Genomic DNA, 18,139 nt, shown 5'->3' on the forward strand with positions numbered 1-18,139 from the left:
TCAGGAGAATTACGTAATGAACGTTCCAAAAAACGTCGTTTATATCATGCTCGACAGCCTTCAATGGCACTACATGGGTTGTTATGGAGGCAAAGTCTGCAAAACTCCAAACTTCGATCGATTAGCCCGCGAAGGCGTGGTTTTTGAAAATGTATATTCGGAAGGTTTGCCAACTATTCCGGTTCGGCGTGCTCTGATGACCGGACGCTTCACCCTGCCGTATCGTGGATGGTCTCCTCTCGAACTTGATGATACCACCATCGCCGACATCCTCTGGCGGCATAGTACATATAGTGGCCTGATCACCGATACAGCTGTAATGCATTTGCCGAAATATGGCTACCAGCGCGGGTTTGATTTTGTATACAACCTGCGCGGTCATGATGATGATAATCACTATTATGCCCAGGACCCTATCTACCATTTGAATATGGAAGATTATCATAAGCCTTCTTACCGCACCGACGAAAATGGTGAGCAGGTTGAAGAGATGTGGTCAGAGTTTTCACGGGATGAAATGGTCGGTTATCTTGCTCAGCGTCAATATTGGCGAACCGACGAAGACCAGAATGTGGCGGACATTGCCAAGAAATCTATCCGTTTCCTTGAAGAAATAGATCGTAATAAACCATTTTTCCTCTGGATCGACAGTTTTGACCCGCATGAGCCATGGGATGCCCCAAGTATTTATGACCCTGAAATAACCTGCCCGTATGATCCTGATTATGATGGCCAGGAAATCTGGAATCCGGTATCGACTTACGCCGACAACGTGTATACCGACAGGGAAATGGAGCATATTCGAGCTCTGTATGCAGAAAAAATCACCAACGTTGATAAATGGATCGGTAAGGTCATTGATCGTGTCCGTACTCTGGGTCTTGAGCAAAGCACCATGATAGTCTTAATGTCCGATCACGGTGAGCCGCTTGGCAATGGTGCTCATGGGCATGGAATTGTCAGAAAGTGCCGCCCATGGCCGTATGAAGAGCTTGTGCATGTACCAATGATTGTCAAAGCTCCCGGCCTTGAAGCGGGCAAGCGCATCCCCGGTCTGGTGCAGAATATTGATATATCAACCACCATGATGGAATGGCTTGAGGTTCCAAAAGAATCCTGGGCTGACATGCAGGGCAAGAGTCTCTGGCCTATTATGAAAGGCGAGACAGATAAGGTTAATGATTTTGTCATTACCGGATTCTTCGGCCAGGCCTGGTCAATTATCACTGAGGACTGGTCGTATATCCACTGGCTTAACCCGGTTGCTCTCGAGAACTCGGAAGCCGGTGGTAAGACCATGTTTGAAGTGTTTGATATAGAAGAAGGTGAGGTGTCTGAAGGCATTAAAGATGCTCAGACGATGTTCGACAAGATCAAAAATCAGCAGGAAAATCAATGGACCTGCGTCCCGGGTTCTCTCACTGAGGTTCCTGCGGTGGATGGACTGTATAACCGCCATAAAGATCCTTTTCAGCTGGAAAACGTCGCTGCACAGCATCCTGAGATAGCACGTGAACTCTTTGATAAATTGCGTGAGTTCATGATGGAGTTGAAAGCGGAGACCATCTATACCACAGCTTGATATTTAAGGCGGAGAGGCAGCCATTGCCCTCCGCCTTTTCTTATATGACAGGATACACGATATGTTTACTGAAATTTCAGATGAAAATTTTTCCGATAGCGTGGCAGGTGGCCTGAATATTGTACTTTTTTATAAAGAAAAATGCCCATTCTGCAAAGCGATGAAGAAGATCATTACTAAATTTTCTGACCGGCCTGCCGCAGCGGGAAAAGAGATAGGCTATTTTCATATTAATCGCGAAACATGCCCCAAATCTACGGAAGCGATGGAGATAGAGCGCATCCCTGCTGTTATCATTTTCCGTGACGGTCAGAAGGTTCATTCCAAGAGCGGTGATATTACTTATAAGGATCTGGAGCGGATGATCGCCTGAGGCGGGAGTTGAATATGAACAATACATACGATCTCATTATTGTAGGCGGTGGTATAACCGGCATGACCGCAGCGATCTATGCAGCACGGGCCAATCTTAAAACGCTGGTGCTTGAGAAAATGGTATGTGGAGGTCTTGTGAACTCCACCCATGTCGTGGAGAATTTTCCATCGTATCCATCAATTAACGGCATGGATCTTATGGAAAAGGTTCGCGACCATGTAGATGCCCTTGGTGTTGAGGTTATTGAAATCGTCGAAATTGAGTCGCTACATTTAACAGGCGAACGTAAATCCGTTGTTACAGACGAAGGTGATTTCTCATCTTCAGCCATCATTCTGGCTACAGGTCGCACCCCTAGAAAACTCCCTATAGAAACCGATTTTGAGCAGATTCACTACTGCGCAATATGTGACGGCACTGCCTATAAGGATAAAGATGTTGTTGTAATAGGTGGTGGCAATAGTGGTGTTGACGAGTCACTGTATATGCTTGGTTTAGGCGTGCGCTCAATTCTTGTGGTTGAAGAGTTTGACCGGCTGCTCGCCTCAGAAAGTGCATGCAGACAGCTCACAAGTTCCCCCGATGTTGAGGTGATGACCTCGACCAGAATCGAGGCTATACATGGCAATGGTCGCCTTGAGAGTATCAGCCTTCGTAAAAAAGATGATGATTCGCGCCTTACAAAAGCTGTAGATGGGATTTTTGTCTATATCGGCCAGGATCCCCAGACAGATCTTTATGTCGAGCAGCTGGAACTGGACAAGGCCGGCTACATTCCAGTGGACAGCGAAATGAAGACTGCTTTACCAGGGGTCTTCGCCGCAGGAGATGTGATTCAGAAGAAGTTCAGACAGATAACAACTGCTATGGGGGACGGGACAATCGCAGCCCTCTCCGCCATAGAATATCTGACAACCTTAAGGTAAGGCCGGAAGTTACAAAATTACTCCCCCATGAATCGTAAACGTTGTATTTCTTGCATGACATACTACATAGTAGTGGCAAGCATGCGCATCATTTAGCAGTTGGATTAGCGAGGAGAGCACGGTATGGAACACGCGGAAACTATAGCTGCACCCGCCCGGGAAAATTTCTTTAAAAAGCACATCGGTGATATTGACCCGCCACTGTTCTGGACAACTGGTGCTATTATTATGGCAACAGTTGTATACGGAGCAGTGTCACCAAAGAGTTTTGATGGGGTACTGTCAAAGTTGCAGCAGATCATTACGGTCAATCTGAATTGGTATTTTATACTTTCCATTGCCATTTATCTCGGTGTTTGCGGGACAATTGCCTTTGGAAAATACGGTGATCTTAAACTTGGTAAGGATGATGAGAAGCCGCAGTTCAGTTACTTTTCCTGGATTGCTATGCTCTTTAGCTGTGGTGTAGGTGTGGGATATGCATTCTGGGCGGTTGGCGAACCGGTAATGCACTATATGAACACCCCGTACCTTGCTGAATCGCAGACACCAGCGGCAATGCCTGTGGCTATTCAAATTGGTGTAATGCACTGGGGGTTACATGCCTGGGCTGTATTTGCCCTGGTTGGTCTGGCAATCGCCTTTCCTGCCTATCGGCTTGGCAAACCTATGAATGTATCTATTGCACTGTATGGCATTTTTGGCGATAAAATCATCGGTAGTCGCTTTGGTCGTTTTGTTGAGTTTCTTGCAGCTTTTGGCACTGTGGCAGGTGTGAGTACAGCCCTTGGGCTTGGTATTATCAGTATCAATGCAGGTGTTAAACATATTTTTGGAACTGGTCTCAGCACCTCGGGCATGGTGATGTTTATGATTTTTCTTATCGGCTGCTATATTCTGTCAGCAGTTTCCGGTATCGAAAAAGGTATTAAAAACCTCTCAACCATTAATGTCTATGTGGCGTTTATCTGGGGGGCTTTCATATTGATCATGGGGCCAACCACCGACCTTTTAAACCTTACCGTTCAAACTGCAGGAAGTTATATCAATAATTTTGTCTACATGACTTTCTGGACCGATTTTGACGCTAAATCGGGCTGGCTTGGCTGGTGGACTGTCTTTTACTGGATTTGGTGGATCTCCTGGGGACCATTCTGCGGCGGTTTTGTTGCCCGTATTTCCCGGGGACGTACCATTCGTGAGTTTATACTTGGGGTGGCGCTCGTTCCGACGCTTGTCGCTATTGTCTGGTTCTCAATAGTTGGCGGCGCCTCACAGTTTGCCCAGATAAACGAAACTGCACCAATGGCCGAAGCATTGAAAGCTGATATGGGATCAGGTATTTACGTGCTACTCTCAAGCTTTAGCTTCGGCGATTACATGGGCTATCTCGTATTTATTAATCTCTTGATTTTTCTTATAACATCGGCAGATTCAGCCTCCTTCTTCGTTGCTATGCAGATGTCACGCGGTAGTTACGAACCGACTACCCTTATGAAACTGATCTGGGGTGGATTTATTGGTTCTCTGGCATTGGTTCTGCTCGTAAGTGGTGGTTTGCAGGCCTTGCAAAAGGCTTCAATAATTGCCGGTGCACCATTTTCGATTATCATTTTTATGATGATTATCTCACTATTTAGAATGTTGCGAAAGGCGCATGAGGAATCAGGCCGCCTTGTCTAGCAGCGTATGATAATACACGACGGGAAGATGAATGTTTACTACCTCTACAATTTCCCGGAGAAGGAACTTTCAGATGCAAACAGATGCTAAAATGATGGAAAAACAGCGCTTTGGTAATGACGAGCTGTATCAGCAGATGCAGCAGGATGCGCTCTTACTTATCGAATCATATGGCGTTGCTGTCTCTCCGGAATCTGCCGAAAAACTACTTGGTGCCATGCCTGCTGATGAAGCAGCGAGAGTAATTTACAGTGCAGATACCGGACGGATATATATTACCCAGGATGTAATCGAAGATTGTCTGGACAGGGTTCGTCAGGGAATGGATTATTGGCCTACAGGCTTCGGTACCGGTGGTATGGCGGCATACATTGTGGATGGTAAGGAACCCAGGTCACCTGAAGGCGCTGACATGAAGCAGTTGGCGGAGCTCTTTGGTAAAACCGATATCCTTACCAACCTTCAGTCTTCGTTTAACATCTGCAGCAGGGTGAAGCGAAGCGATATGGCAACTCGTGCAGAAATCGAGACGAGCGCAATTGATGATATGATTGCAGGGGCTAATGGTAAGCTCATTATGCCGACGATTTTATCCGAGGGCGGTTATGATCGCTTGCAACATTATGCAGAAAAAGGTCACAGGGTAGGAGCTGCATTGAGTATCATCTCGACCTATATGACCATAAGTGATGAGATGGTCGATCCACTTTTGAAAACGGTGACTCGAGATTTACCGTATATTATGAACGCGATGCCAATCGGCGGACTAACCGGCCCCTACAGTATGACAGCACTTGCAAGTCTTGCGCAGGCGGAGGCGATATTCGGTCTCGTCCTTGGTCAGTTGATTCGACCGGGTATCAAGGCGATCAATGCTGCCATGCCGACGATTGCCGATATGACCAGCAAGGATATGCCGATGAAGTTTGGCAGTATTTCGAACACGATGATCAATATTCTGCTCGCCGAGCTGAATATGTATCTGGGGATCCCGTGCTGCCAGAGTTCATGCAGTCATCAGCGCGATACCCTCGATGATGTGGCGATAGATAAAAGTGCAGAGATCTTCAGCCTGGTTGCCCGGTATGACTACCAAATCTTACGGCATATGTTCGGTTTTTCAGCACAGTTGAATGATTTTGGTATTGATAATATGCAAAAGCAGATTGATCAGTTTCATCAGGTGATGGCAAATCCGATTGCAGTAGAATTGCCGGAACCTGCTCAATATGATGCTGAAGGACTTGATGCGATTTTCGAGGGATTTGAGCGCCGAGATTTCAGGGCACTTGATCACACTCTGAAAAACATAGGTAAATCATTTAATTCCTGATGTACGTATCGTAAAAGTATGCATTAAAAAATCCCTGTATCTCATAGATGAGTTACAGGGATTTTTTCGTTACACTGTATAGCTGGAAGTTATAGATTGTGCTTATCCAGTGCCTCCCGTATCGCAACTGCCAGTTCAGATGTGCTGACCGGCTTCGTCAGAAATATATTTGCGCCCATAGCTGCAGCATTTGTCTTTTGCATCCTTTCGCTAAAACCGGTGCACACAATGACCGGAAGATCCGGTTTAATTGCATGTAGTTCACGTATAAGCTGATCCCCCGTCATTTGCGGCATAGTCATGTCGGTAATCACCAGATCAAATGCCTCAGGATGAGCTGCAAAGACTTTAAGGGCATCAATACTGCTTGTCAGAGAGGTAATGTGGTAACCGAGACGATGAAGTATTTGTGCTTCCAGATCAACAATCGCCTGTTCATCATCTACTATCAATAGGTGTTCAGTTCCAGTAGGATACCGGGTATTTTCTATAGTAGTTTCAACACGACGCTGAGTAGTCTGAATAATCGGTAAAAATACGCTAAATCGTGTACCTTTTCCAAGCTCGCTATAGACAAGGATATCGCCTTTATGCGCCTTGACTATTCCGTAAACCACCGCCAGCCCGAGCCCTGTTCCTTTTCCTTGTTCCTTGGTCGTAAAATACGGCTCAAAAATATTACCGATGACCTCCGGTTCAATGCCGCATCCAGTATCAGAAACAGAGAGCACAGCATAAGAACCATTTTTTAGTTCATCTGGTCCTTCGCCAGAGCCTTCAAGCAGCATTTCCTTCAGCTCTATTGAGATAACACCATCATTCTGCCCGATAGACTGAAAGGCATTTGTGAGCAAATTCATAGCTACCTGATACAGCTGGGTAGGATCAGCCACAACCAGACCACAATCCTCTTCCATATTTTGAATAATTTCAATATTGGCAGGAATAGTTGGACGTCCGAGCTTAATTACCTCCTGTACTATGTTTTTCATCTGAACAGGTATCATTTCATGTTCATACTGACGGCTAAAAGCAAGGATCTGCTTGACAAGGGCACTGCCTCTTCGCCCTGCTTTCAGAATTCTTTCCGCGCTTTCATATTCCAAACTGTTATCTGGCAAAGAAGTCATGAGTAATTCAGCATAACCCATGATAGGCGATAAAATATTATTGAAATCGTGAGCTATACCGCCTGCAAGATTACCTATTGCCTCAATTTTCTGAGCATGTTGCAATTGCTCTTCCATTTTTATTCTTTCGGTGATGTCCTGCACTACACCTACAACCTTAATCGGATTGCCATCATCATCATCAACTCGTTCTGCTATCGATTTTATGCTTTTGCGTTTCCGGCTACCTATTGCTTCAATTTCATATTCAATGTTGTATGGCAGATTATGCTTGATTAAGTCGATCAGCGCCTGATGAACGCGTTCCCGCTCAATAATACATTTCTCCACCTCTTCTGTTGTTAAGCTGACACTATCCGGCTCAAAACCAAAAATCCTTCTTGCTTCGTCTGACGCCCAAAAAGATTCAGTCACAAGATCAAATTCCCAATTACCGACCTTTCCCATACGTTGCGCTTGTATGTATCGAGACTCGCTTTCCCGTAGTTTATCCTCCTTCTCCTTACGACCCCGTATGTCACGTGCAATGCCGATGGTATAGCCTTCACCAAGGGTCTGTAACAGGGTTATTTTTATTTCGACAGGATAGGTTGTTCCATCCTTTCGACGATGTTTCGATTCCAGGGTGATTGGTTCTCCGGGAGACAACGACTCAATAAATGTTTTAAATTTTACGGGATCAGTCATCTCGGCATCAATATCAGTCACCCGCAGTCTGAGCAATTCATCCTCTGTGTATCCAGTCACACGACATGCCTGTTCATTAACACGTACCAGTTGACCATCCAGACGAGAGACATAGATCGCATCAGAGGCTTTTCCAAACAAAATCGAGAGTCGTTCTGAACTCTCCTGGAGTGTGAGATTGGTACGTTTATTGGCGAGAGACTGCTCTGCTAAATCGGTAAGAAATGCGGCAAAGGCGGTGTTATACTTCAGGACATTATCTACTTGTTCATGTTTAAAAACAGGTACAGCATCAAGAGCAGCAAGATATCCCGCAAGGTCATATCCAAAAGTCTTTGCCTGATTGGAAAAGAATACTTTATCTGGAACTTCATCTTCATAAAAAAACTGCCCGAAAAACAGCGTAGCCAGATGTTTTCCTGAAACTACAATTGGTATGCCGATATCCCAAAGACCATGTGTACATTTGTATTTGCAGGCTTTACCCAGAGTAAGACGGGAATGTATATATCGATCACTTTCCTGACAGCCAGCCAGGGAATCCGGATGCGCTCGGTGAAATTTCAGGCAGATATCCTGCCAGCCGGCTGCTACCAGCACCGATCCATCGACAGCATCAATAATTCCGATGGGCATACCTGCTGACGCATAATGTGCTTCAACCATTTTTTGCACAGCCGCCACATCTATGAGCTCTGAAAGTTGCAATTTATCCATTCTTGAAACCATGCCTTACATCGAATTCAAGGACATAAAACCCTGCTGTGTCATGAAACACATCGTAATTGCATGAGTGCTGCATCCTGATATGGAAAGGTAATTATCTACATCGTTTTCAGACGTTCTGTCATTGCAGTTTATCCCAACGCTCAAACCAAAGTCAAAAGTGATGATATTCCGCATTGCTGATGCGTGGCCGGGATTTCTCTTCAGTACTGTTATGTCGAGGGTTGAGGTTCAGGCCACACCGCACGAGTAAACTACCGTAAGTGAACGGTGAGCTTGTAGTTGTCGGCAATGGTGCCAGCGTTGAGGATATGAAACATTCCCGGGGAAAGGTTCTGTGCTGTGAAGAGGGGGGCAGCTGCATCTTATGTAGCTTCTTTTACTCACTCAAAGAAGAGAATATTAGCTCCGCAGGCGAAAGCCCACATTACCACAGCATAATGCCAGTTACTGAGCAGTATCTGTCGAGGTGATACCTGGTATCTACTTGTGAGAGCGAGGCCGACGCCCGAAAGCGGACTGCTGCCGGTTGAGATCGCCCAACTCGTGAGAAATAGAAAACCAAGTTGGGAGTGGTCCGGATTGAGTGGGAGGAGCAGGGGACTCACGATTGCAATACTAACAACCGGGTGAACGCCGAAGATGCCTATGAGTATTAATATACCTGACACAATAGCAAAGAGTGCCGGTGAAAAGGTGAATCCTTCAAGGTTGAAGAGGGTGGGGTAGACATAGGTTATTGACTTTAGCCCGGAAGAGAATACTCCTGCAGCTAAAAATAGAGCAAACTGGCTACTGACGGAGGAGATTCGGTTGACTATGAAGTCCTGAAGCGTTGGGATTCGTGGTCTGCCTTTCATAAAGATGAAGGCACCGAGAGGGGCGACGAGGCAAATAAGAACGAGGATTTTCAGATCTTGCAGGAAGTGGTGAACTGTAATTACCACAGCGGCGAGCGAAAGGGGTACTATCAGACTTTCAATTTTCAGTGGATATCCTCTGAATTCTTTTTGCTTCCTGATATTTACCTCAGCGATTGAGTAGCATATTGCGATTAGACTCATCAGTGCCCCGGGTTTTAGAGTCTGTTGCCAGTGCATATCAGGTGCATAGGTGATAGCCACACCAGTGGCAATGAAAAATGGAGACCACCAGGCGGCAGCGCAAAATGAACGGGCGAGAATTGTCGACTGCGATCTGCTGAGCATACCGTTTTTTTGCATTCTGTCCCCAAAAACAAAGAGTACAGAGAGATTGATGACAGCACCGAGCAGATTAGTGCCGAAGGCTGTGGTTGCTATGGCGAGATTGCCTTTGGGGAGGTCCTGCTCTTCAGTGCTGGGGTTTGACAATGTCAGAAACGACACGGCAACAAACATGGCGAGTAGGGGCACATTAACAGAAAGCACTTGAGAAAATCCGAGAAAGACTCCGTTGAAGGTAGAAAAAAGAAGCGCCAGTGCACCAAGGGCAAAAAGCGTAACAGCCTGGTTGCGAGAACTTTTTCCGAGTCCGGTCCACATCAGAAGTGGGATCAACCAGGCAAGGAGTGTTGCAATCCACAGAATGTTTGGTGAAATAAAGACACTCAGGAGAAAAGTAATGAGTGTTCCGACTATGATCCATCCGGTAAATTTTTTCATCGAGCGTTGTAGGGAATAATAATACATATCAAATCTGTACCCGGTTCTCGCTAGATGAAAAGGAGTGCAGAAAACTCTATCATATCAGAATCAGCGTTCTGGAGTGAACATCTCTATTCGTCATTTAGATCAGCAAAAATAACACAGTACATCTTTACAGGTAATGCCGGGTGATTCGTTCACTACCCGACTGTGCGACTTAAATAGACTGAGTAATCTTTTAACTGCTGAGTATACGGTTCTTCAATCAAAGGTGAAGAAATAATAAAATCTGCAGTAGAACGATTGCATGCAACCGGAATATTGTACACTGCAGAAATACGGAGCAGCGCTTTTACATCGACGTCATGAGGCTGCGGCTCCATCGGGTCCCAGAAAAATATCAGGATATCGATCTTGTCTTCAGCGATCATCGCACCCAGTTGCTGGTCACCACCAAGCGGTCCTGATTTTAACTTGTAGATGTTTACCAGTGGTTTTCGAATGTCATCTTCAGATATTTTTTTGTTAAGCACTTCCTCCAGCATTTTTCCTGTTGTACCGGTGGCAATAATCTGGTGTTTAAGCAAAGTCTGAAAGTTGTATTCAACCCATTCGGTCAAATCTTTCTTTCTATTATCATGGGCAACGAGTGCTATTCGTTTTTTTATCTTCAAAGCGAAAGTCCTTTATATAAAGAGGCCGGCTGAAGGACGCTCAGTCCTAAGGAAACTTCTTAAGCTAACATTCTTTCATGACTGGTGATTCGCATTATCTTCGGCGTTCATTATCTGCGCAAGTGATTTATGTATTGCTGTTCATAATATATAGCCATGAAGGTATAGTAGAAATGCAGGTTGTGTACGCGTAAACGACATGTCTTTCCCTGAGTCGCCTGTCGCAATGTATTACTGCCCGGATGGCATTTATGAGTAATTCCGACCTACATAATGCGTAAGTATTTCTAGCATGCATCAATAGGAATATTCCTTGTTTATAACAGGAAAAAACGATAGGTTTGCTGTCAATTGAAACTCGGACGAGTAATGTGAGCGCTGATTAAATAAATTTTAAGATAATGATATTATTCTGATAAATGCCTACCTGAGGGTAAGATTCTGTGCGCGACAAAAATGTTCTATCAGTGGTGATCCCTACTCTCAATGAGGAAGAAAATCTGCTGCGTCTCCTGCCTGAGCTGCTCGCGCTCAAACCGGCTCCGGAGATAGTGGTAAGTGATGGTGGCAGTATAGATAAAAGCCTGGAGATAGCACAGGCATTCGGGGTTACCTTCATAGCAGAGGCACAGGGGCGTGGTCCCCAGCTTAATGCGGGTGCAGGCCGATGTACAGGTGAAATATTTCTGTTTTTACACGCTGATTGCTTACTGCCAGCTAAAAGTTATCACGGGCTTTTGCAGACAATGACAGATGAACCTCAACTGGCTGGTGGAGCATTTACATTCTCTCTGGGGCGGACGCCGGGGTTGTGGCCCCGTGTTTATGAGATGAATGTCTGGTTGCGTAGCAGAATATTCAATCTTCCATACGGGGATCAGGGTTTTTTTATTCGTCGTGATGTCTGGTTCAGAGGGTTCGATTTTCAGGAACAGCCCCTGATGGAGGACGTTGCCTGGTGGCAACAGATGAAACGACATGAGCATGTCCGGGTTCTACCGTGGCCGCTTATCACTTCAGCACGCAGATTCAAGCAACGCGGCTATCTGAAAAGTGCAATTCGAAACCTCTGGACGCTCATCCGATATAGATGTGGAGTATCTCCAGTTAGACTAGCAAAGGAGTATCATAGATGACAAGAATGACCCCGCAGGAACAGAACAAGGTGCTCGGAGAGCTGCCATTTACATTTTCAGAATCCCTCAAACCTGTTGAACTGTCAGTTTTCCAGGTAAATATGGGGCGCTGGTGCAATCAGGCATGCGCGCACTGTCATGTGGATGCTTCACCGGCACGCACTGAAACTATCGGTCCGGAAGTGGTAGACCGGTGTCTTGAGCTTATAGCTACGACCCCATCAATTGAGGTCGTTGACCTCACCGGCGGGGCACCTGAGGGACAGCAGGAATTTCGTCGATTTGCTGAAGAATGCCGAAAACTCGGGAAACGGGTCATTGACAGGTGCAACCTCACTATCCTCAGTGAGCCCGGCTTTGAGGATCTGGTATCATGGCTTGCTGACCAGGGCATAGAGATAGTTGCATCTCTTCCACATTATATTCCTGAGCAACTGGAGGGACAACGAGGGAAAGGAGTCTGTGAAAGTTCTATGGCCGGACTGCAGCAATTAAACATTCTTGGGTATGGAACACGTCACCCTCTGTATCTTGTATATAATCCGGGTGATTACTCTCTCGCTGGCAATCAGTTGAGTCTTGAGCAGGATTTTCGTCGAAGTCTCACTCCGATAGGGATCGAATTCAGTGGCTTATATGCGCTTAACAATATGCCTCTAGGTCGCTATCTGAATGCGCTGGTTGCAGAGGGCAGGCATCAGGAATATATGCAGCTGCTGGTAAATTCGTTTAACCCCAATACGTTGCCTGGTCTTATGTGCCGACGTCAGATCTCTGTAAGCTGGGATGGCAAGGTTTATGATTGCGATTTCAATCAGATGCTTGATCTTGAGCAACCCGATTGCAGGACGGTATTTGAATTTGATTATGAGACATGGCTCAATCGCCGGATTCTCACTTCTGCCCATTGCTTTGGTTGCACGGCGGGAACCGGCAGTTCATGCGGGGGGAATCTGGCCCCGGTTGATTATATGTACGGCACCTCGAAAGTTCCCGCGTCATCATCTGAATCTGTAAGCATGAAAACGATTTCACCGTCAGTTGCCCCTCCCATAACCGAATCCATGGATCTTGAGGCAATTCAAAACTACTATGGAAAAATTCTGCAGGGCAGCAGCGACCTGAAAACTGATGCCTGTTGTACTCTAGGTGACATGCCGCTTTGGCTGAAGCAGGCGTTGACTAACGTGCATACGGAGGTACTCGATCGCTATTATGGTTGTGGACTTGTAGCACCTGAGGCAATAGAGAGCTGCACCGTCGTTGATCTGGGTTGTGGATCGGGCCGTGACCTCTACGTGATTGCCCAGCTTGTTGGTGCTGAAGGTACGGTGATAGGTGTTGATATGACTCCTGAACAGCTTGAGGTTGCCCGTAAACATCAGCAATGGCATGCCCAGCGTCACGGCTATTCAAGGCCGAACACAAAGATAATTAAAGGCTTTATTGAAGACCTTTCAGCAATTGAGGATAATTCAGTCGACATTGTGGTCAGCAATTGCGTTGTGAACCTGAGCCCTGATAAGCCGCGCGTCCTGAGCGAGGTACACCGCATCCTCAAGCCTGGCGGGGAATTCTATTTCTCTGACGTTTACGCTGATCGTCGCCTCTCCTGGGATATCAGAAATAACGAAATTCTCTGGGGAGAATGCCTCGCAGGCGCTCTGTACTGGATGGATTTTCTTACTCTGGCCAAATCTACCGGTTTTCTCGATCCGCGACTTGTTACGGACCGGGTGCTGAATATTGAAAATCCCGAGCTTGAGTCAATGCTTGCCCCTGCCCGATTCTGGTCTGCGACCTGGCGGTTGTTTAAACTGGATATGCTGGAACCTATCTGTGAAGATTATGGCCAGGTAGTTCGCTATCGTGGCGGAGTGCCGCAACACGAATCAGGTTTTACTCTGGACAATCATCATTATTTTGAAAAGGGGCAGAGTGTAAAGGTCTGCACCAATACCTGGCATATGCTGAAAAGTACACGATTTGCAGAGTTTTTTGATTTTTGGGGCGATGAGTCGATTCATTTCGGTGCGTTTGCAGATTGTGGCTCGGCAGCTCCTTTTTCAAGCAGCCATGATGCTGATGAAAGCGATGATAACGCCAGCAACTGCTGCTGACAGGCTGATCGGCGATAGTATGGAAAGTGATACAACGCATCATCTCGGCATTGCCATGTTTGCGCGAACACCAGGTTCAGGCGGAAAATCCCGCCTGGCTTCGACCTGGGGGCGTGAACGCACTGATATTTTTTATGAACACTGCCTCCGCTGCGGTGCGGAGTGGCTGCAGGCAGATCAGGAAGCTGCCAAACCGTACTGGGCTGTTACCGGCGCAAGCCAGAAAATTTCAAATCCATGGGGCAGTATCAAAACCATCGAGCAGTGCGCCGGGAGCCTTGGCGCTCGCATGGCCCAAATATCTTCAGAGTTGATGCAGAACCACCAATACTGGTGTCTGGTTGGAACTGACATTCCGCAGATGCCGCCGCTAACGACTCTGCAGATATCAGTTCGATTACAGAATGCAGATATTGTTTTCGGTCCTAGTGGTGATGGCGGGTTCTGGCTCATCGCAGGCAGTTGCCTGATACCTGAAGAGGTATGGACGAAGGTCAGGTATTCACATGCTGACACGATGGATCAATTTATTTCTATTCTCAGTAAAGAGGTAGTGGGTGTTACCATCGATACGAGTTTGCCGTTGCAGTATGATGTCGACCTCGAAAAAGATCTCCTGCCTTTACGACGTGAACTGAAAGCGAACCGGCATTGCTGCAGTCCGGCTCAGCAGCAGCTGCTTCAATGGTTAGAAAGCCATGAAGCAGGCTTACGTTGAAAAATTATGAAGACTATTATTATCTTGTTGAAACCCTGCGCGACGATACGAATCCATTTCGTTACTCAACGAAAAAAAGAAATTACTCAAAGCACCCTTTAGTTTTTCACACCATAACTATACAATGGAGTGTAGACCGGTTTTCCAACGAGTTGGATTGTCGATACCTGTTGAAGCGTCTGCGAAATGAGAGAAAGGCTGAGATGTGTGTAGGATTTCAATCCCAGCCAGAAAACATATCCGGCAAAGTAGCATAAGACTCTGGCGAGTGAATAAAATAATCATCTATCACCTTTTGAGTCAGCCGGTTATGTCTGCTACCTGAGGAAATGTACGATTCGCATTTTCCCGATTTCCTTGATTGTTTAAACAGGAGTCATCGTGAAAATGAATTACTCTGAAGACAAACCGGCAGCAATTGCTGCCATAGGTACTATCTCTGAAGTGCATGGGCCGGTAGTGGAGGTCAACTGCCGATTTTTGCCACCATTGCGTCAGGCACTTACTACTCAGGTAAATAATGAAATCTACATGTTTGAGGTGCATCAACATGTAGATCAGCATCATATCCGTGCAATTACTTTACACGAGACCGGCGGACTCTATCGGGGAATGCCTGTGTATGATAGCGGCGCGCCTCTTCAGGTCCCTGTTACACCCGAATGTCTTGGGCGATTGGTAAATATCTTCGGTGAACCGCTTGATGGTGGTGCCCCTCTCTTAGCTGATTTTTTCCGTAATATCCATTCCAGCCCGCCAAGCTTGACTGACTCTCTGGGAACTCAGGGAATATTAGAAACAGGTATTAAGGTTATTGATCTGCTGTGCCCTTTTGCAGCTGGCGGAAAAACTGGTTTATTTGGTGGCGCCGGAGTAGGCAAGACAGTTCTTGTTATGGAGTTTATGCATGCAATCTCTGCGATCCATCACGGCGTTTCTGTTTTTGCAGGGGTAGGGGAGCGTATTCGCGAGGGACACGAGTTGTGGCATGAGATGCAGAAGGCAGGCGTTATGCCGCAGACACTCATGCTCTTCGGGCAGATGGATGAATCGCCGGGTGTGCGTTTTCGGGTTGGGCTGTCAGCCTTGACTTACGCTGAGTATATGCGTGACACCATGCAGAAAGATGTCCTGTTCGTTATGGACAATATCTTCCGCTTTGTTCAGGCCGGAAGTGAAATATCAAGCCTGCTTGGTAGAATGCCGGCTACTGTCGGCTATCAGCCAACTCTACATACTGAAGTCGCAGAATTGCAGGACCGAATTCTCTCAACAGAACGTGGCTCAATAACCTCAGTGCAGGCAGTATATGTGCCGGCTGATGATATGAGCGACCCAGCGGTTAACGCTATTTTAAAGCATCTCGATACTACTATTATCCTTTCCCGTGCCCAGGCTTCCAGAGGCATCTATCCAGCCGTTGATCCATTGCGTTCTACCAGTAAGTTGATGGATCGGCACACGCTTGGCGATAAACATTACTCGATTTCCGAAGGGGTACGTGAGTCTATGGCCCGATATGCAGAACTTGAAGATATTATAACCATGCTGGGAATCGAAGAACTCTCGCAGAAGGATAGGTTGACAGTTATGCGTGCGCGTAAACTGCAGCGTTATCTTACTCAGCCATTCTGGGTAACTGCAGCGTATACCGGCATGGCTGGAAAAACTGTTGTTCTGGCAGATGTCCTCGATGATTGTCAGGGCTTCCTGAATGGAGATTTCGATCATATACCTGAGGAGGAATGCTATTTTCGCGGGAGTATGAAAGAGGTCGGGAAATGAACGGGTATACCCTGAAGCTGTATGACAGCCGGAAAAAAATAACTGTCGAGGGAGTTACATCCTTTGTTGGAGAAGATGCAAGCGGTAGCTTTGGCATTCTGCCGGGTCACACGCGCATGATGACAGTACTTGTGCTTGGTCTTGCACGGTTTCGTTGCGCAGACAACCCCTGGCAGTATCTGGCAGTGCCGGGAGCGGTTCTTTATTTTACCGAAAATATTCTCAATCTGGTCAGCAGGCATTATCTGATTGATGAGGATTACGATCGCATCTCAACACGACTCATTGAAGAGTTGCTGACAGAAGAAGAGCAACTTCTTGAGGTACGACAGAGCCTGAAGCAGATGGAGGAGGCTTTGCTCAAACGAATGTGGGAATTAGGGAGGCAGGGGAGAGCGTTATCATGAATGACCGGAAACGGTTGAGTAAGGATGTCGAGCGACAGGTGAAGCGGATGAAGAAGGCAGATAAGGAACGGCACACTGTCCTCGCTCAGACTATTTTTCTCGGTACTCTCGGACTGGTATTCGTCCTGCCGGTTGTCGCAGGTGCGTACCTCGGGCGTTGGCTTGACGGCATGGTGCGGGGATATTCGATACGCTGGACCCTGAGCTTATTGTTTCTCGGAGTTATCGCTGGTGGGTTTAATGCCTACCTCATGATACGGGAGAGATAGATGAGTGATATCGGTCTGGGCGTTGAAAACATGTTTGTGCTGGGGCCATTGAGTATAAGTAGCAGCCTGGTGACCAGCATCGGCTTAACCATGGTCGTCAGCGGTATCGGCTGGTTACTGACCCGTAATCTGAGCAAGTCACCCAGTGGGTTGCAAGTGATTGTGGAGGCGATAGTCTCAGCCCTTGAAGGTGCTGTGGAAGAGGTGGCGGGTCGTCATACCCAGCGCATCATGCCCTTTATTGCAAGTTTGTGGGTGTTTCTTGTCTGTGCAAATTTGCTGGGCCTGGTCCCAGGGCTTGATTCACCGACACGCGATCTGTCAGTGACGGCTGCTCTGGCGATAGTGGTGTTTTTGTCGGTACACTGGTTTGGCATAAGCACTCAGGGGCTTCGTTGTTATCTGCGCCATTATCTGAGTCCAAGCCCGATACTTCTGCCGTTTCATCTCATCAGTGAAGTAACGAGAACCGTTGCTCTCGCAGTTCGTTTGTTCGGTAATATGATGAGCCTGGAAATGGCAGCACTGCTGATTCTCATGGTCGCTGGTTTTCTGGTGCCCATACCGATACTCATGCTGCATATCGTCGAGGCATTGGTACAGGCGTATATATTCGGGACGCTGGCTCTTATTTATGTTGCCGGAGGAATTCAATCTCAGGAAGAACGGCAGGCTGATTAAGGAGAAAAATATGTCTGATATGAATCTCATTGTACTGCTGTCTACGATGGCTGCTGTGGTCGGAATCGCCATTGGTGTGCAGCTGCCGGCTCTCGCTATGGGCAGGGCAATTGCCAGTGCCCTTGATGCCTTGGCCCGTCAGCCTGAGGCTGAGAAAGCCATAATGCGTTCATTGTTTATTGGTCTGGCGATGATCGAGTCTCTGGCAATTTATGTGTTGGTTATTGTGCTCATCGTGTTGTTCAGGAACCCATTGCTCGAATATCTCATCCGCCCATAAA

At 46.8% G+C, this 18,139-nt stretch carries 16 protein-coding genes; 13 read left to right on the forward strand and 3 right to left on the reverse strand.

From position 1 onward, the window contains the following. The first annotated feature begins 16 nt into the window (after positions 1-16). From FCL46_RS04590 to FCL46_RS04610, 5 genes are all read left to right on the forward strand, one after another. Entirely contained in the window at positions 17-1,582 is a 1,566-nt protein-coding gene (locus FCL46_RS04590; protein ID WP_217909562.1) for a sulfatase family protein, read from the forward strand. 61 nt (positions 1,583-1,643) lie between these two features. Then, on the forward strand, positions 1,644-1,955 hold the full coding sequence (locus FCL46_RS04595; RefSeq protein ID WP_136805203.1) for a thioredoxin family protein: 312 nt from the start codon (positions 1,644-1,646) through the stop codon (positions 1,953-1,955). Positions 1,956-1,969: 14 nt separating this feature from the next. Further along, the gene (locus FCL46_RS04600) at positions 1,970-2,884 is read left to right on the forward strand and encodes an NAD(P)/FAD-dependent oxidoreductase (RefSeq protein WP_136805204.1); all 915 of its coding nucleotides are present in this window, start codon (positions 1,970-1,972) and stop codon (positions 2,882-2,884) included. Between the two features lie 123 nt (positions 2,885-3,007). Beyond that, on the forward strand, positions 3,008-4,567 hold the full coding sequence (locus tag FCL46_RS04605; protein ID WP_136805205.1) for a BCCT family transporter: 1,560 nt from the start codon (positions 3,008-3,010) through the stop codon (positions 4,565-4,567). A 73-nt stretch (positions 4,568-4,640) separates the two neighbouring features. Beyond that, positions 4,641-5,900: a trimethylamine methyltransferase family protein gene (locus FCL46_RS04610; RefSeq protein WP_167505722.1), complete on the forward strand. Its 1,260-nt coding sequence runs from the start codon at positions 4,641-4,643 to the stop codon at positions 5,898-5,900. 89 nt (positions 5,901-5,989) lie between these two features. Here FCL46_RS04610 and FCL46_RS04615 read toward each other — a convergent pair whose 3' ends face one another. The 3 genes from FCL46_RS04615 to FCL46_RS04625 all read right to left on the reverse strand — a co-directional run bounded on the left by FCL46_RS04615 (position 5,990) and on the right by FCL46_RS04625 (position 10,742). Next, complete coding sequence (locus tag FCL46_RS04615; protein WP_167505723.1) at positions 5,990-8,434, reverse strand: PocR ligand-binding domain-containing protein; 2,445 nt, start codon at positions 8,432-8,434, stop codon at positions 5,990-5,992. A 392-nt stretch (positions 8,435-8,826) separates the two neighbouring features. Beyond that, positions 8,827-10,086: a hypothetical protein gene (locus FCL46_RS04620; RefSeq protein WP_136805208.1), complete on the reverse strand. Its 1,260-nt coding sequence runs from the start codon at positions 10,084-10,086 to the stop codon at positions 8,827-8,829. A gap of 182 nt (positions 10,087-10,268) precedes the next feature. Continuing rightward, the gene (locus FCL46_RS04625) at positions 10,269-10,742 is read right to left on the reverse strand and encodes a methylglyoxal synthase (RefSeq protein WP_136805209.1); all 474 of its coding nucleotides are present in this window, start codon (positions 10,740-10,742) and stop codon (positions 10,269-10,271) included. A 443-nt stretch (positions 10,743-11,185) separates the two neighbouring features. Here FCL46_RS04625 and FCL46_RS04630 point away from each other — a divergent pair, with 443 nt between their 5' ends. From FCL46_RS04630 to FCL46_RS04665, 8 genes are all read left to right on the forward strand, one after another. Further along, the gene (locus FCL46_RS04630; protein WP_136805210.1) at positions 11,186-11,878 is read left to right on the forward strand and encodes a TIGR04283 family arsenosugar biosynthesis glycosyltransferase; all 693 of its coding nucleotides are present in this window, start codon (positions 11,186-11,188) and stop codon (positions 11,876-11,878) included. Further along, complete coding sequence (gene arsS / locus FCL46_RS04635; protein ID WP_136805211.1) at positions 11,875-13,998, forward strand: arsenosugar biosynthesis radical SAM (seleno)protein ArsS; 2,124 nt, start codon at positions 11,875-11,877, stop codon at positions 13,996-13,998. The genes FCL46_RS04630 and arsS overlap by 4 nt, the downstream gene beginning before the upstream one ends. Continuing rightward, positions 13,964-14,716: a TIGR04282 family arsenosugar biosynthesis glycosyltransferase gene (locus FCL46_RS04640; RefSeq protein ID WP_167505724.1), complete on the forward strand. Its 753-nt coding sequence runs from the start codon at positions 13,964-13,966 to the stop codon at positions 14,714-14,716. Before arsS ends, FCL46_RS04640 begins: the two co-directional genes overlap by 35 nt. A 387-nt stretch (positions 14,717-15,103) precedes the next feature. Continuing rightward, complete coding sequence (gene atpD, locus FCL46_RS04645; RefSeq protein WP_136805621.1) at positions 15,104-16,501, forward strand: F0F1 ATP synthase subunit beta; 1,398 nt, start codon at positions 15,104-15,106, stop codon at positions 16,499-16,501. Then, positions 16,498-16,908, forward strand: a complete 411-nt coding sequence (locus FCL46_RS04650; protein ID WP_136805213.1) for a F0F1 ATP synthase subunit delta/epsilon — start codon at positions 16,498-16,500, stop codon at positions 16,906-16,908. Before atpD ends, FCL46_RS04650 begins: the two co-directional genes overlap by 4 nt. Continuing rightward, a complete protein-coding gene (locus tag FCL46_RS04655) occupies positions 16,905-17,177 on the forward strand; it encodes an AtpZ/AtpI family protein (RefSeq protein ID WP_136805214.1) in 273 nt (90 codons plus the stop codon). Before FCL46_RS04650 ends, FCL46_RS04655 begins: the two co-directional genes overlap by 4 nt. Further along, on the forward strand, positions 17,178-17,858 hold the full coding sequence (locus FCL46_RS04660; protein WP_136805215.1) for a F0F1 ATP synthase subunit A: 681 nt from the start codon (positions 17,178-17,180) through the stop codon (positions 17,856-17,858). A gap of 10 nt (positions 17,859-17,868) precedes the next feature. Then, entirely contained in the window at positions 17,869-18,138 is a 270-nt protein-coding gene (locus tag FCL46_RS04665) for an ATP synthase subunit c family protein (protein ID WP_136805216.1), read from the forward strand. Position 18,139 lies beyond the last annotated feature (1 nt).

The sequence above is a fragment of the Desulfosediminicola flagellatus genome (assembly GCF_005116655.2).
GTDB lineage: Bacteria > Desulfobacterota > Desulfobulbia > Desulfobulbales > Desulfocapsaceae > Desulfopila > Desulfopila flagellata.

Excerpts from the sequence above, each read along its gene's own strand:
- FCL46_RS04640 (WP_167505724.1), top strand. The coding sequence starts at position 13,964 with ATGAAAGCGATGATAACGCCAGCAACTGCTGCTGACAGGCTGATCGGC.
- FCL46_RS04600 (WP_136805204.1), top strand. The coding sequence starts at position 1,970 with ATGAACAATACATACGATCTCATTATTGTAGGCGGTGGTATAACCGGC.
- FCL46_RS04655 (WP_136805214.1), top strand. The coding sequence starts at position 16,905 with ATGAATGACCGGAAACGGTTGAGTAAGGATGTCGAGCGACAGGTGAAG.
- FCL46_RS04605 (WP_136805205.1), top strand. The coding sequence starts at position 3,008 with ATGGAACACGCGGAAACTATAGCTGCACCCGCCCGGGAAAATTTCTTT.
- FCL46_RS04665 (WP_136805216.1), top strand. The coding sequence starts at position 17,869 with ATGTCTGATATGAATCTCATTGTACTGCTGTCTACGATGGCTGCTGTG.
- FCL46_RS04620 (WP_136805208.1), bottom strand. The coding sequence starts at position 10,086 with ATGAAAAAATTTACCGGATGGATCATAGTCGGAACACTCATTACTTTT.
- arsS (WP_136805211.1), top strand. The coding sequence starts at position 11,875 with ATGACAAGAATGACCCCGCAGGAACAGAACAAGGTGCTCGGAGAGCTG.
- FCL46_RS04595 (WP_136805203.1), top strand. The coding sequence starts at position 1,644 with ATGTTTACTGAAATTTCAGATGAAAATTTTTCCGATAGCGTGGCAGGT.
- FCL46_RS04590 (WP_217909562.1), top strand. The coding sequence starts at position 17 with ATGAACGTTCCAAAAAACGTCGTTTATATCATGCTCGACAGCCTTCAA.
- FCL46_RS04660 (WP_136805215.1), top strand. The coding sequence starts at position 17,178 with ATGAGTGATATCGGTCTGGGCGTTGAAAACATGTTTGTGCTGGGGCCA.
- FCL46_RS04650 (WP_136805213.1), top strand. The coding sequence starts at position 16,498 with ATGAACGGGTATACCCTGAAGCTGTATGACAGCCGGAAAAAAATAACT.
- FCL46_RS04610 (WP_167505722.1), top strand. The coding sequence starts at position 4,641 with ATGCAAACAGATGCTAAAATGATGGAAAAACAGCGCTTTGGTAATGAC.
- FCL46_RS04615 (WP_167505723.1), bottom strand. The coding sequence starts at position 8,434 with ATGGATAAATTGCAACTTTCAGAGCTCATAGATGTGGCGGCTGTGCAA.
- atpD (WP_136805621.1), top strand. The coding sequence starts at position 15,104 with ATGAATTACTCTGAAGACAAACCGGCAGCAATTGCTGCCATAGGTACT.